Below are 16,312 nucleotides of genomic sequence, written 5' to 3'. Positions count from 1 at the left end.
GCCAGAGAGGCGGTCGTACGGGTGTGTCCGTGGTGGTGGTCGGGCTGCCGGGCGGGGCGGGTGCCCCGCCCGGCGTGCTCGGGGAGCGGCCGGTTCAGGCGCCGAGTTCGTCGTCGAGCAGGTCGAACAGCTCGTCGTCGGTGACCGTGTCGAGGTCGTCGTCGGAGTCCTCGGCGGTGCCGGTGCCGGTTCCGGGGGCGGTGCGCCCGGTGTCCTGGGTGGCGTGCCATTTGGCCATGAGGGCCTGGAGGCGCATCGTGATCCGCGAGCGGGTGACGCCGTCCGCGTCCGTGGCGCCCAACGCGGCTTCCAGCCGGTCGAGTTCGCCGAACACGGTGGGTCCGTCGGTGTCGAGGGGCAGTGCGGAGCGCAGGTGGGCGCTGAGTCCCTCGGGGGTCGGGTAGTCGAAGATGAGCGTGGCCGGGAGCCGGAGTCCGGTGGCCGCGCCGAGGCGGTTGCGCAGTTCGACGGCCGTCAGGGAGTCGAAGCCGAGTTCCTTGAACGCGCTGCCGGGTTCGATGGCGGCCGCGCCGCTGTGGCCCAGTACCTGGGCGACGTGGGTGCAGACCGTGTCGAGGAGTACCCGGTCCCGTTCGGCGGGCGGCAGCTGGGCCAGCTGTTCCGCGAGTGATCCGGGGGCGTCCGCGGCGGCGCCGCCGCTCGTCCTGCGTCGTACGGTCGTACGGAGCAAGCCGCGCAGCAGGGGTGCGACGGAGTCGCCCGTCTGGGCTTGGAGGGCGGCCAGGTCGAGCCGGGCGGGCACGAGCAGGCTCGGAGCCGGCGCCCGCAGCGCCGTGTCGAAGAGGGCCAGGCCGTCGGCCGCCGACAGGGCGTTCATGCTGCCGCGGCCGAGGCGCTGCCGGTCCTGCGCGTCGAGGGTCGCGGCCATGCCTGCCTCGTCGTCCCACAGGCCCCAGGCGAGCGAGAGGCCCGCCAGGCCATGCGCCCGGCGGTGCTGGGCGAGTGCGTCGAGGAAGGTGTTGCCGGCCGCGTAGTTGGCCTGTCCCGGGTTGCCGAACACACCGGCCGCCGAGGAGAACAGGACGAACGCGGCCAGGTCGAGGTCCCGGGTCAGCTCGTGCAGGTTCCATGCCGCGTCGGCCTTGGGCCGCAGTACCTTCGCGACGCGTTCGGGGGTGAGGGAGGTGACGGTGCCGTCGTCGAGGACGCCGGCGGTGTGTACGACGGCCGTCAGCGGGTGCGCGGCCGGTACGGAGTCCAGCAGCGCGGCCAGGGCGTCCCGGTCGGCGGCGTCGCACGCCGCCCAGGTGACCCGGGCTCCCGCCTGCGTGAGTGCGTCGGCGAGTTCGGTGGCGCCGGCCGCTTCGCCGCCGCGGCGGCTGGTGAGCAGCAGGTGCCGTACGCCGTGTTCGGCGACCAGGTGCCGGGCGAGGAGCCCGCCGAGGGTGCCGGTGGCTCCGGTGACGAGGACCGTGCCCTCGGGGTCCGGGCGGTGGCCGGCGGTGGCGCCGTCGGCGGGCGGGGAGAGGGCGGCCCGGGCCAGGCGGGGGACCCGTACGGTTCCGTCGCGCAGGGCGAGCTGCGTCTCGTCGGTGGCGAGGGCGGTGGCGAGGGCGGTGGCCAGGGCCGTGCGGGACGTGTCCTCGCCGTCGAGGTCGACCAGGACGAACCGGTCGGGGTGTTCGGCCTGCGCGGAGCGCACCAGGCCCCACACGGCGGCGTGCGTGAGGTCGGTGACGTCCTCGTCGGGGGCGGTGGAGACGGCGCCGCGGGTGATGACCGCGAGCCGGGACGCGGCGAACCGTTCGTCGGCCAGCCAGCCCTGGACGAGTTCCAGGGCGTCGGCGGTCGCAGCGTGCGCGGCGGTGCCGGGGCGGCTCGCCGTGGCGGGGTCGGGGGCCAGGGAGACGAGGACCGTCTCCGGTGCCCGCTCCCCCAGGGCCTCCGCCAGGTCGACGGCCTCGCCCAGGGCGGTCAGGTCGGCGTGGGCGGAGGCGGCCGGGTCTTCGAGGACTCCGGCCCGTTCCAGGCCGGTGCCCGTCCTGAGGGGGTCCGGACCGAGCAGCGCCCAGTGGCTGCCGGCCGGGGCCGGTGCCTCGGTCAGCGGCAGGTCGTTCCAGTCGATCCGGAAGAGTGCCTCGTGTGCGGGCCCGGCGGTGACGGTGTCGGTGGCGAGGGGCCGCAGGACCAGGGAGTCGGCGGTCAGGACCGGCTGTCCCGCCCCGTCCCACAGGGTCAGCGCGACCGCGTCCCGGCCTGCCGGTGTCATCCGTACGCGCAGGGCGGCGGCCCCGGCCGCGTGCAGGCGTACGCCGTCCCAGGCGAAGGGAAGCCGGGCGCCCTGCGGGCCTTCGGGGAAGAACTCCCCGAACCCGACGGCGTGGAGGGCGGCGTCGAGGAGTGCCGGGTGGAGGCCGTAGAGGGCGGCTTCGGGGAGGCGGTCGTCGGCGAGGGCGACCTCGGCGAACACCTCGTCCCCGAGCCGGTAGGCGCGGCGCAGGTTGCGGAAGGCGGGGCCGTAGCCGAGTCCGATGGCGTCGAATCCGGGGTACAGGTCGTCGACGGGGCAGGGGACGGCCCCGGCCGGCGGCCACTCCCCCGAGGTCTCGACGCCGGTGTCCGTGTCCTGGCCGTCGGGGGCCAGAACGCCGTCGGCGTGACGGGTCCACGGTGTGTCGGGGGCGGCGGGCTCGGAGCGCGAGTAGATCTGGAAGGCGCGGCGTCCGTCCGCGTCCGGTCCGGCGACGGTCAGCCGGAGCTGTGTCCCGCCCGGGCCCGTCTCCGCGAGCACCAGCGGTGCTTCGAGGGTGAGGTCGTCCAGGCGTCCGCAGTCGGCGTGGTCGCCCGCGCGGACGGCCAGTTCCACCAGTGCGGCGCCCGGCAGCAGGACGGTGCCCGCGACGCGGTGATCGGCGAGCCAGGGGTGGGTGCGCGGGGAGAGCCGGCCGGTGAAGAGGAACCCGTCCGAGTCGGGCAGGTCGACCGCCGCGCCGAGCAGCGGGTGCGCGGTGGCGCCGAGGCCCGCGGAGGTGACATCGCCCGCGAGGGCGTGGGCGGGGGCCTCCAGCCAGTACCGCTGGCGCTGGAAGGCATAGGTGGGCAGGTCGACGCGGTGGGCGCCGGTGCCGGCGTAGTACGCGTGCCAGTCGACGGCGATCCCCCGCAGGTGTGCCCCGGCGAGGGCGGAACCGAGGGCAGCGTCCTCGGGCCGGTCGGCGCGCAGGGCGGGGAGGAAGGCCGCGCCGTCGCGGGTGACGCAGTCCTGCGCGAGCGCGGAGAGCACCCCTTCGGGGCCGAGTTCGAGGTAGGTGGTGACCCCGGCGGCCTCCAGGGCGCGGATCCCGTCGAGGAAGCGGACTCCCTCGCGGACGTGCCGGACCCAGAAGTCCGCCGAGCCCATCTCGTCGGAGACAAGGGCACCGGTCAGGTTCGACACGACCGGTATGCGCGGGGCCTGGTAGGCGAGCCCATCGGCCACCTTCCGGAAGTCGGCCAGCATGCCGTCCATGTGCGGGGAATGGAACGCGTGGCTGACCGTCAGCTTCTTGGTCTTGCGGCCGGGGAAGGACTCCGCGACCGCGGTCACCGCGTCCTCGTCACCCGCGACGACCACCGATGTCGGCCCGTTGACCGCGGCGATGCTCACCCGATCGGTCAGCAGCGGCAGGACCTCGTCCTCCGACGCCTCCACCGCGACCATCACCCCACCGGACGGCAGCGCCTGCATCAGCCGACCACGCGCCGCGACCAGCGTGCACGCGTCCTCCAGCGACAACACCCCGGCCACATGCGCGGCCGCGACCTCACCGATGGAGTGCCCGGACAGGAAGTCCGGGCATACACCCCATGATTCGAGGAGTCGGAACAGGGCCACCTCGACGGCGAACAGTGCGGGCTGGGTGTACTCCGTCCGGCCGAGGAGTTCGGCATCTGACCCGAACAACACGTCCTTCATGGGCAGTTCGAGATCGATGTGCTCGCACACCGTGTCCAGTGCGGACGCGAACACCGGGTAGGTCCCGTACAGTTCGTGGCCCATTCCCAGCCTTTGACTGCCCTGTCCGGTGAACAGGAGGGCCAGTTTCCCGGAGGCCGGGGAGCCCTCCAGCAGGCCGGGTGCCCAGCCGCCTCCGGCGAGCGCGGCGAGTGCGGCCAGGTAGCCGTCACGGTCCTCCGCGAGGACCGCGGCCCGCCGGTCGAGGGCGGTCCTGCTCGTCGCCAGGGAGTAGCCGATGTCCGCGAGGGACGGCTCGGAGTGGTCGGCCACGTGCGCCGCCAGGCGTGCGGCCTGGTCCCGCAGGGCCTGCGGGTCCTTGGCCGAGAGGAGCCACGGCAGGGTGGCGGGCGCCCGACGGGTGGGATCGGGCCGCACCTCGGTCTCCGGCGGCTCGGGGGCCTGCTCGATGACGGCGTGGGCATTGGTACCGCTGAAGCCGAAGGAGGAGACGGCGGCGCGGCGCGGGCGGCCGGTCTCCGGCCAGGGAGTGGCGGCTTCGAGCAGGGAGACGGCTCCCGCCGACCAGTCGACGTGCGGAGTCGGCTCGTCCACGTGCAGGGTCTTCGGAAGCACCCCGTGGCGCATCGCCATGACCATCTTGATCACACCCGCGACACCGGCCGCGGCCTGGGTGTGGCCCATGTTCGACTTGATGGATCCGAGCAGGAGCGGCTGCTCGGCCGGGCGTTCCTGCCCGTACGTCGCCAGCAGCGCCTGGGCTTCGATCGGGTCGCCGAGCGTGGTACCCGTTCCGTGCGCCTCGACCACGTCCACCTCGGCGGCCGACAGGCCGGCGTTGGCGAGGGCCTGGCGGATCACACGCTGCTGGGAAGGGCCATTGGGCGCGGTCAGGCCGTTGCTGGCGCCGTCCTGGTTGATCGCCGAGCCACGGACCACGGCCAGCACGGGGTGCCCGTTCCGGCGGGCGTCCGACAGGCGTTCCACCAGCAGGACCCCGGCCCCCTCGGACCAGCCCGTGCCGTCGGCGCCGGCGGAGAAGGCCTTGCAGCGGCCGTCGGCCGCGAGGCCCCGCTGCCGGCTGAACTCCACGAAGGCCGCGGGGGTCGCCATCACGGTCACGCCGCCCGCGAGGGCGAGCGTGCATTCACCGTTGCGCAGCGCCTGCACCGCGAGGTGCAGGGCCACCAGGGAGGACGAGCAGGCGGTGTCGACGGTGACGGCCGGCCCCTCCAGGCCGAACGTGTACGACAGCCTGCCGGAGATGACGCTGCCCGCGTTGCCGGTGCCGAGGAAGCCCTCGACGCCTTCGGGCAGTGCCGGGAGCCGGGAGGCGTAGTCCTGGTACATGACACCCGCGAAGACGCCGGTCCGGGTACCGCGCAGGGAGCGCGGGTCGATGCCGGCCCGCTCGAACGCCTCCCACGAGGTCTCCAGCAGCAGCCGCTGCTGCGGGTCCATCGCCACGGCCTCGCGCGGCGAGATGCCGAAGAACGCCGGGTCGAAGGCGGAGGCGTCGGTGAGGAAGCCGCCCTCGCGGGCATAGCTCGTACCCTCGTGGCCGGGGTCGGCGTCGAAGAGGCCGTCGACGTCCCAGCCCCGGTCGTCGGGGAACCCGGAGATGACGTCCCGGCCTTCCAGGACCAGCTCCCACAGGGCGTCCGGGCTCTCCACGCCGCCGGGGTAGCGGCAGCCGAGTCCCACGATCGCGATCGGCTCGTCGTCCCGGACGGCGACGGCGACCGGCTCCGACGGCGCCACGGGCACCGTCCCGAGCAGCTCGCCCCGCAGGTGGTCGGCCAGGACGGTCGAAGTCGGGTAGTCGAAGACGAGGGTGGCGGGCAGGCGCAGCCCGGTGGCGGCGCCGATCAGGTTGCGCAGTTCGACGGCGGTCAGGGAGTCGAAGCCCAGCTCGCGGAAGGAGCGTTCGGGCTCGACCGCCCCCGGCCCGGCATAGCCGAGTACTACGGCGACCTGCGTACGTACCAACTCCAGCACGAAGTAACGCTGCTCAGCGTCCGACAATCCGATGAGGCGGGCAGTCGGCGCGGAGGCATCGGGGGTGGTGCCCGTGGCCCGGCGGGCGGGCGTACGGACCAGGCCGGACAGGAGCGGCGGAAGCATCCCGCTGCCCGCCTGGGCGCGCAATGCGGCGAGGTCCAGCTTCACCGGGACGAGCAGCGGGTCGTTCGTGCGCGCGGCCGCGTCGAACAACGCGAGGCCGGTCTCCTGCGAGAGCGCGTTCACACCACCACGGCCCAGACGCGACACGTCCTCGGCGTCGAGCGCGTCACCCATACCGCCGACTTCGGCCCACAGACCCCAGGCGAGAGACGTACCCGTCAAGCCCTCAGCCCTGCGGTGGGCCGCGAGGGCGTCCAGGAAGGTGTTCGCCGCCGCGTAGTTGGCCTGACCGGCGCCACCGAACACACCGGCGGCCGAAGAGAACAGCACGAACGCCGACAGGTCCAGATCGCGGGTGAGTTCGTGGAGGTTCCAGGCCGCGTCCACCTTCGGACGCAGGACTGTCGACAACCGCTCGGCGGTGAGCGAACCGACCACACCGTCATCCAGCACACCGGCCGTGTGCACCACGGCAGACAGCGGACGGTCAGCGGGAACGTTCGCCAGTACGGCCTTCAAGGATTCCCTGTCGGCCACATCACACGCCGCCCACGACACCTCGGCACCCAGGGCCGAAAGCTCAGCCGTCAGAACCGACGCGCCCTCCGCGCCAGAGCCACGACGGCTCACCAGCAGCAGACGCCGCACACCGTGCTCGGTCACCAGATGACGCGCGAACAGCCCACCCAGCGAACCACTCGCACCCGTCACCAACACCGTGCCGTCGGCATCCCAGGCGGCAGCCGGCTCATCAGCCGCGAGCACGGCACGTGCCAGCCTCGGCACCAGAGCCGAACCGCCCCGGACCGCCACCTCGGACTCACCCGAAGCCAACGCAACCGACAGACCCGACTCCAGCTCACCCTCGATGTCGACCAGGACGAACCGGCCCGGATTCTCCGACTGCGCCGACCGCACCAGGCCCCACACCGCAGCATGCACCAGATCCGAGACGCCCTCGCCCGGCCGGGCGGCAACCGCACCCCGCGTCAAGAACACCAAACGCGCATCCACGAACCGGTCATCCGCCAACCACCCCTGGACCAGCTCCAGCACACGAGCCGTAGCCCCATGCACCGCACCCGCCACGTCATCAACAGCCGGCCGGACACACGGCACCACCACCACCGGCGGCACCACACCAGGCACATCCGCCAGCGACGACACGTCCTCCCCGAGCATCAGCCAGTCATCGAAGGACTCCCCCGACGCCGCCGACGCCAACTCGGTCCACTCCACACGGAACAAGGAGTCACGAAGACCACCCGCCTGCTGACCGAGCTGCTCGGGCGAGAACGCGCGCAGGGCCAGCGATGCGACCGAGGCGAGCGGGAGGCCCGCCGGGTCGGCGAGCTCCAGCGATACGGCGCCGCGGCCGGCTGCGGCCAGGCGGACCCGGGCGGCCGAGGCGCCGGTCGCGTGCAGCCGTACGCCGTTCCACGCGAAGGGCAGCCGCGCCGTGCCGGCCTCGGTGTCCGGGGCCGCCAGGAGGTCCGCTCCGAGCGCGAGGGTGTGCAGTGCGGAGTCGAGCAGCGCGGGGTGGAGGCCGAACGCCTCGGCGTCCGATTGTGCGCGTCCGGTCAGGGCGAGCTCGGCGAACAGTTCGCCGTCGCGCCGCCAGGCGGCCCGCAGCCCCTGGAACAGGGGGCCGTAGGAGAGCCCCGAGGCGCCGAGCAGTTCGTATGCCTGGTCCACCGGGACGGGGGTCGTGCCGGTCGGCGGCCACACGCCGAGGTCGGCGGTCGCGGCCCGTACCTCGTGCGTCAGCAGTCCGGCGGCGTGCTGGACCCACGGCTCGTCGTCGGCGTCGGCCGCGCGGGAGTACACGGCGACCGTGCGGCGCCCCGAGGGGTCCGGTGCTCCGACGGTGACCTGGACCTGTACGGCGGTGCCGTCTTCCGGCAGGACCAGTGGTGTCCGGAGGGTGAGTTCGTCGAGGGCCGGGGCTCCGACCCGGACGCCGGCGTGCAGGGCCAGTTCGACGAAGGCCGTTCCGGGGACCAAGGCGGAGCCCATGACGGTGTGGTCCGCGAGCCAGGGATGGGTGTGCAGCGAGAGCCGGCCGGTGAGGACGCAGCCGTCGGCGTCCGCGAGGGACACGGCCGCGCCCAGGAGCGGGTGTCCGGCGGCGGCGAGGCCGAGGCCGGTGGCGTCGCCGGGCAGGGGGGTGCCGGTCTCCGGCCAGTAGCGCTGGCGCTGGAAGGCGTACGTGGGCAGGTCGACGCGTCGTACGGCCGTTCCGGCGAAGTAGGCGTGCCAGTCGGCTTCGGCGCCGTGGACGTGGGCCAGGCCGAGCGCGGTGGCGACGGTCTCGGCCTCCGGGCGGTCCGCGCGCAGCGTCGGGGCGAACGCGGTGGTGGACGTGTCGGTGACGCAGTCCTGGGCGAGGGTGGACAGGGTGCCGTCGGGGCCGAGTTCGAGGTAGGTGGTGGCTCCGGCGGCTTCGAGGGCGCGGACGCCGTCGAGGAAGCGCACGGTCTCGCGGACGTGGCGTACCCAGAAGTCCGGCGAGCCCATCTCGTCCGAGACCAGGGCGCCGGTGAGGTTCGAGACGACCGGGATGCGCGGGGCCTCGAACGAGAGCCGTTCGGCCACCCGGCGGAAGTCGTCGAGCATGCCGTCCATGTGCGGGGAGTGGAAGGCGTGGCTGACGGTGAGGCGCTTGCTCTTGCGGTCGGGGAAGGACTCCACGACCGCCATCGCCGCGTCCTCGTCTCCGGCGATGACCACCGAACGCGGGCCGTTGACCGCGGCGATGCTCACCCGGGTCGTGAGCAGGGGCAGGACCTCGGCCTCCGCGGCCTGGAGGGCGATCATCACGCCGCCGGCCGGGAGGGCTTGCATCAACCGGCCGCGCGCGGCGACGAGTTCGCAGGCGTCGGCCAGGGTCAGCACTCCGGCCGCGTGCGCGGCGGCCAGTTCGCCGATGGAGTGACCGGACAGGAAGTCCGGTGTCACGCCCCAGCTCTCCAGCAGCCGGAAGAGGGCCACTTCGACGGCGAACAGCGCGGGCTGCGCGTATTCCGTCCGGTCGAGCGCTTCCCGGTCGGCTCCGAACATGACGTCGCGCAGCGGGAGTTCGAGGCGCGCGTCGAGTTCGGCGCAGACGGCGTCCAGGGCCGACACGAAGGCCGGGTGGGTGTCGTACAGTTCGCGGCCAGCGCCCGGGCGCTGGGTGCCCTGTCCGGTGAACAGGAACGCGGTGCGGCCCCCCTTGGCCACCGTGCCCCGGGTCAGGCCGGGGGCCGTCCGTCCGGCGGCGAGGGCGTCGAGGGCGGTGGCGGCCGTGTCGCGGTCCTTCGCCACGATCACCGCGCGGTGGTCGAAACCGGCGCGGGTCGTGGCCAGGGAGTGGGCGAGGTCCGCGAGCGGGAGGCCGGGCCGGGCGTCCAGGTGGGCGCCGAGGGCGCGGGCCTGCGCGGCGAGCGCGTCTCCGGTGCGGGCCGAGAGGCGGAGCGGGAACGCCCCCGGCGCCGTACCGGTGCCGGGACCGGCCGGATCGACGTCGGCATCGGCATCGGCATCGGCTCCGGCATCGGCGGGTGCCTGTTCGATGATCGTGTGGGCGTTGGTGCCGCTGATGCCGAACGACGACACGCCCGCGCGCCGCGGCCTGCCCGTCTCGGGCCAGGGAACCGGGTCCGTCAGGAGGGTGACGGCGCCCGTCGACCAGTCCACGTGGGGCGACGGCCGCTGCGCGTGCAGGGTGCGGGGCAGCGTTCCGTGCTGGATGGCCAGCACCATCTTGATGACTCCGGCGACACCGGCCGCGGCCTGCGTGTGGCCGAGGTTCGATTTGACGGAGCCGAGCAGCAGCGGCTGGTCGGCCGGCCGGTCCTGGCCGTACGTGGCCAGCAGGGCCTGCGCCTCGATGGGGTCGCCCAGGGTCGTGCCGGTGCCGTGGGCCTCCACGGCGTCCACGTCCGCGGCGGAGAGTCCGGCGCTCGCGAGGGCGGCCCGGATGACGCGCTGCTGCGAGGGTCCGTTGGGGGCGGTGAGCCCGTTGCTCGCACCGTCCTGGTTGATCGCCGAGCCGCGGACGACGGCGAGGACCGGGTGTCCGTTGCGGCGGGCGTCGGAGAGCCGCTCCACGAGGAGCATGCCGACGCCCTCGCCCCAGCCCGTTCCGTCGGCGTCGGCCGAGAAGGCGCGGCAGCGGCCGTCGGCGGAGAGGCCGCGCTGGCGGCTGAAGCCCACGAACGTGCCCGGGGTGGCCATGACGGTGACGCCGCCGGCGAGGGCGAGGTCGCATTCGCGGGTGCGCAGGGCCTGGATGGCCATGTGGAGGGCGACCAGCGAGGACGAGCAGGCCGTGTCGATGGTGACGGCGGGGCCCTCGAGGCCGAAGGTGTACGAGACGCGTCCCGAGGCGATGCTGCCGGTGCTGCCGGAGCCGAGCGAGCCGTCGGCTCCGTCGGCCGAGCGTTCCAGCAGGGTGGCGTAGTCGTGGTACATGACGCCGGCGAAGACGCCGGTCCGGCTGCCGCGCACGGTGGCGGGGTCGATGCCGGCCCGTTCGAAGGCCTCCCAGGTGGTCTCCAGCAGGAGCCGCTGCTGGGGGTCGGTGCCGACCGCCTCGCGCGGGCTGATGCCGAAGAACGTCGGGTCGAAGCCTGCGGCGTCGTGGAGGAAGCCGCCGTGGCGGGTGTACGAGGTTCCGGCGTGGTCGGGGTCGGGGTGGTAGAGCGACGCGACGTCCCAGCCCCGGTCGGACGGGAAGCCGGTGATGGCGTCGCCGCCGCTCTCCAGGAGCCGCCACAGCTCCTCGGGGGTGGTCACTCCGCCCGGGTAGCGGCAGCTCATCGCCACGATCGCGATCGGGTCGTCGTCACCGCCCGCCGGGGCGCCGGAGGCGGGGCCGTGGGACGTGCGGGGGGCCTGGTCGCCGCCGAGTTCGGCGGCGAGGTGGCGGGCCAGGGTGAGGGAGGTCGGGTGGTCGAAGACGAGCGTGGCGGGCAGGCGGCGGCCGACGGCCGCGCCGAGCCGGTTGCGGAGTTCGACCGCGGTGAGGGAGTCGAAGCCCAGCTCGTTGAAGGCCTGTCCGGGTTCGACGGCGTCGGGGGTGCCGTGGCCGAGCACCTCGGCGACGTGGCTTCGGACGAGGTCGAGGAGCAGGCGTTCCCGTGCGGGGGCGTCGAGCCCGAGGAGGCGCTGTTCGAGGGCGGACGGCTCCGTCCCGCTGCCGGCGGCCGCAGCGGTGCGGCGTACGGGGGTGCGGACCAGCCCGCGCAGCAGCGGCGGCACGTCCGTGCCGGCGGCGGGCGGGGTCAGCCGCATCGGCACGAGCAGGGCCCGGCGCACACCGCCGTCATCACCGTCGCCGCCATCGGCGTCGGCGAGGTCGAGGAGGGCGAGGCCGTCGGAGGCGGTGAGCCCCAGTACGCCGCCGCGCTTCATCCGGTCGAGGTCGGCGCGGTCCAGGGCGCCGGCCATGCCGTCGGCTTCCTCCCACAGGCCCCAGGCCAGGGAGACGGCCGGGAGGCCCTGGGCGCGGCGGTGCTGGGCGAGGGCGTCCAGGAAGGAGTTGGCCGCAGCGTAGTTGCCCTGGCCCGGTGCGCCGAACACGCCGGCGGCCGAGGAGAAGAGGACGAACGCCGACAGGTCGAGGTCGCGGGTCAGCTCGTGGAGGTGGAGGGCGGCGTCGGCCTTGGGGCGCAGGACGGTGTCGATGCGTCCGGGCGTGAGCGATTCGATGACGCCGTCGTCGAGGACACCGGCGGTGTGGACGACCGCGCGGAGCGGGTGGGCGGCGGGTACGGCTGCCAGGGCGGCGGCGAGCGCCTCCCGGTCGGCGGCGTCGCACGCCGCCCAGGTGACGTCGGCGCCGAGGGCGTGCAGGTCGCGGGTCAGTTCCGCGGCTCCGGGTGCCGTGCCGCCGCGGCGGCCCAGCAGCAGCAGGTGGCGTACGCCGCGTTCGGCGACGAGGTGGCGTGCGACGAGCCGGCCGAGGGTGCCGGCGGCTCCGGTGACGAGGACGGTGCCGTCGGCGTCGTACGGGGGCGCCCCGGCCGGGGTTCCGGCGTGGGCGGGGAGCCGGGCGAGCCGGGGGGCGTGCGCGGCGCCCCCGCGCAGGGCGAGTTGCGGTTCCCGGGTGGCGAGTACCGCGTCGAGGGCGGCCTCGGGGAGCTCGTCCAGGGGTGTGTCGGTGTCGACGAGGACGAAGCGGCCCGGGTGCTCGGACTGCGCGGAGCGCACCAGGCCCCAGACGGCGGCGTGGACGGGGTCGGGCAGCCGGTCGCCGGTACGGACGGCCACCGAGCCCCGGGTCAGGAGGACGAGCCGGCTGTCAGTGAGGCGGTCGTCGGCGAGCCAGTGCCGCAGCAGGCCGAGGGCGTCGTGGGCGGCGGTGCGGACGGCCCCGGGAGTGGGCTGCGGTGGGGCGGGGAGGCGTACGAGGACGGTGTCCGGTACGGGGGCGTCGGTGTCGAGGGCCGCGCGCAGCGCCCCGGTGGCGGACGGCCCGTCGAGGACCAGCCGGGGCGCGTCGGGGGTACCGGGGGTGCGGGGCGTGTCGGGGAGGGTCAGCGGGGTCCACGTCACCTGGAACAGCGAGTCGTGGGGAGCTGCGGCGGCGGTGTCCGGGTGGTCGACGTAGAGGGTGCGGAGCGTGAGCGCGGCGATGTCGGCGACGGGCTGTCCGGTGCCGTCGGCGAGCGCGAGGGACACGGTGTCCGGTCCGGTCCGGGTCAGGCGTACGCGCAGCGTGGAGGCGCCCGTGGCGTGCAGGGCGACGCCGGTCCAGGAGAACGGCAGCCGGCCGCGGCCGGTGTCGTCGACGAGTCCGGCGATGCCGATGGTGTGCAGGGCGGCGTCGAGGAGTGCGGGGTGCAGCCCGAACGGGGTGGTGTCGGTCCGCTGTCCGTCGGCGGCGTCGAGGGCGATGTCGACGTAGGTGGCCTCGCCGGTCACCCAGGCGGCTCGGACGCCCCGGAAGGCGGGCCCGTAGTCGAGGCCCGCTTCCGCCAGTCCGGCGTACAGGGTGTCGACGGGCAGGGGGGTGGCGTCGGCCGGGGGCCAGGTGTGGGGGGTGAACGTCGGCCGGGGGGCGCCGACGGCGAGGACGCCGTCGGCGTGCCGGGTCCACGGCAGCTCGGCCGGTTCGGTGTCGGGTCCGGGGGTGTCGGTGGGGGGCTCGGGCCGGGAGTGCACGCCGAGGGTGCGGCGGCCGGTGGCGTCGGGGGCGCCGACCCACAGCTGGAGCTGGACGCCGCCGTGCGGGGGCAGGACGAGCGGGGCGTGGAGGGTGAGTTCCTCCAGGAGGTCGCAGCCGACCTGGTCGCCGGCGCGTATCGCCAGTTCCACGAAGGCGCTGCCGGGCAGGACGACGGAGCCCGCGACGGTGTGGTCGGCGAGCCAGGGGTGGGTGTCCAGCGAGAGCCGGCCGGTGTAGAGGAACCCGTCGAGGTCGGCCAGGGCGACGGCGGCACCGAGCAACGGGTGGCCCGCGGTTCCCAGGCCGGCGGCGGAGACGTCACCCGGAGGGCGTCCGGCGTCGAGCCAGTACGGCTCGCGCTGGAAGGCGTAGGTGGGCAGGTCGACGCGCTGTGCGCCGGTGCCGGCGTGGTAGGCGTTCCAGTCGACGGGCGTGCCGCGGACGTGGAGCCGTGCGAGGGCTGCGGCCAGGGTCTCGGTCTCCGGGCGGCCGGTGCGCAGTACGGGCACGAAGGCGGTGTCGGCCGTGTCGCCGGTGTCGTCCGTCAGGCAGTCCTGGGCGAGGGCGGACAGGACGGCGTCCGGGCCGACCTCCAGGAAGTGGACGACGTTGCGGGCGGCGAGGGCGCGGACCCCGTCGAGGAAGCGGACGGCTTCGCGGACGTGCCGGACCCAGAAGTCCGCCGAGCCCATCTCGTCGGTGACGGGGGCGCCGGTCAGGTTGGAGACGACGGGGATGCGCGGGGCGGCGAAGGACAGCCCCTCCACCACCCGCCGGAAGTCGTCCAGCATGCCGTCCATGTGCGGCGAGTGGAAGGCGTGGCTGACGGTGAGGCGCTTGCTCTTGCGGTCGGGGAAGGACCCCGCGACCGCCATCGCCGCGTCCTCGTCACCGGCGATGACCACCGCACGCGGGCCGTTGACCGCGGCCACGCTCACCCGGGCCGTCAGCAGGGGCAGGACCTCGGCCTCCGAAGCCTGGAGGGCGATCATCGCGCCGCCGGCCGGGAGCGCCTGCATCAGACGGCCGCGGGCGGCCACGAGGGTGCACGCGTCCTCCAGCGAGAACACTCCGGCCACGTGCGCGGCGGTGATCTCGCCGAGGGAGTGCCCGGACAGGAAGTCCGGTGTCACGCCCCAGTGTTCCAGTAGCCGGAACAGCGCGACCTCGATGGCGAACAGGGCGGGCTGGGCGTACTCGGTGCGGTCCAGCGGATCGGCGTCGGCGCCGAACAGCACGCTCTTCAGTGGGAGTTCGAGGAGGCCGTCGAAGTGTGCGCACACCTCGTCCAGGGCGGCGGCGAACACCGGGTGGGCGGCGTACAGTTCGCGGCCCGCGCCCGGGCGCTGGCTGCCCTGTCCGGTGAACAGGAACGCCAGCTTGCCCGCCACGGGACGGCCCCGGGTGATGCCCGGCGCCGGCTGCTCCGGGTCGGCTGTGGCGAGCCGTTCCAGCGCGTGCAGGAGTCCGGGCCGGTCGGGGGCCGTGAGGACGGCCCGGTGCTCGAAGTCGGTGCGTCCGTGCGCGAGCGAGTGGGCGATGTCCCGTGGGCGCGGGGCCGGGTGGGCGGTCAGGTGCGCGTGCAGCTTCCCGGCCTGGGCGCGCAGGGCGGCCGGGGATTTGGCCGAGAGGGTCCACAGGGGCGGCGCCACCGGGTCCGCCGGCGGGTCCGCCGCGGGGGCGGACGGTTCGGTGTCGGCCGGTTCCGGGGCCTGTTCGACGATGGTGTGGGCGTTGGTGCCGCTGATGCCGAACGAGGAGACGCCCGCGCGGCGGGGTGCGCCGGTCTCGGGCCAGGGTACGGACTCGGTGAGCAGCCGGACGGCGCCCTCGGACCAGTCGACGTTCGGGGTGGGTTCGTCGACGTGCAGGGTTTTGGGCAGTACGCCGTGGCGCATGGCCATGACCATCTTGATGATCCCGGCGACGCCGGCGGCGGCCTGCGTGTGTCCGAGGTTCGACTTGACGGAGCCGAGGAGCAGCGGGCGGTCGTCCGGCCGGTCCTGGCCGTACGTGGCCAGCAGGGCCTGGGCTTCGATGGGGTCGCCGAGGGTCGTGCCGGTGCCGTGGGCCTCGACGGCGTCGATCTGGGTGGGTGAGAGGCGGGCCGCGGCGAGGGCCTCGCGGATGACGCGCTGCTGGGAGGGCCCGTTGGGGGCGGTCAGGCCGCTGCTGGCGCCGTCCTGGTTGACGGCGGTGCCCCGGATGACGGCGAGGACGGGGTGGCCGTTCGCGCGGGCGGCGGAGAGCCGTTCCAGGACGAGCATGCCGGCGCCCTCGCCCCAGCCGGTGCCGTCGGCGGCGGCGGCGAAGGACTTGCAACGGCCGTCGCCGGCGAGGCCGCGGTGGCGGCTGAACTCGGTGAACGTGCCGGGTGTCGACATGACGGTGACGCCGCCGGCGAGGGCGAGGGTGCACTCGCCGCCGCGCAGGGCCTGGGCGGCGAGGTGGACGGCGACGAGGGAGGAGGAGCAGGCCGTGTCGACGGTGACGGCGGGGCCCTCCAGGCCGAGCGTGTAGGCGATGCGGCCGGAGGCGATGCTGCCGGAGCTGCCGTTGCCGAGGAAGCCCTCGATCTCCTCGGGGACGCTGAACAGCCGTGCCGCGTAGTCGTGGTACATGAGGCCGGCGAAGACGCCGGTGCGGCTGCCGCGCAGGGCGGTCGGGTCGATGCCGGCGCGTTCGAAGGCCTCCCAGGAGGTTTCGAGGAGGAGCCGCTGCTGCGGGTCCATGGCGAGGGCCTCGCGCGGGGAGATCCCGAAGAACGCGGGGTCGAAGTGGTGGGCGTCGTGCAGGAATCCGCCGACCTGCTCGTACGCCTCGATGCCGCTGTCGGGATCGGGGTCGAAGAGGACCTCGGCGGGCCATCCCCGGTCGGCGGGGTACGGGGTGACGGCGTCGGCGCCGCTCGCGACGAGCTCCCAAAGGCGTTCGGGGGTGTCGATGCCTCCGGGGTAGCGGCAGCTCATCGCCACGACCGCGATCGGCTCCTGGTCCCGCTCCTCCACCTCGCGCAGCCGGCGCCGTGCCTCGCGGAGATCTGCCGTCGCCCGCTTGAGGTAATCGAGGTACTTCTCCTCGTTCACCATTCTTTACGCCATCCCCGTGCTCGAATTGAT

General features: G+C 74.5%; 1 protein-coding gene. It reads right to left on the bottom strand.

Features of this window, described 5'->3' with window-relative positions; translation table 11 throughout:
* Positions 1-94 precede the first annotated feature (94 nt).
* Positions 95-16,282 (bottom strand): type I polyketide synthase, encoded by a 16,188-nt coding sequence (locus tag AC07B0_RS07480; RefSeq protein ID WP_478897220.1) that lies wholly within the window; start codon positions 16,280-16,282, stop codon positions 95-97.
* Positions 16,283-16,312 lie beyond the last annotated feature (30 nt).

This window comes from Streptomyces sp. NPDC044704 (assembly GCF_056433525.1).
The sequence above is the reverse complement of the archived record's forward strand: the minus strand, read 5'-3'. Positions and strand labels throughout refer to the sequence as shown.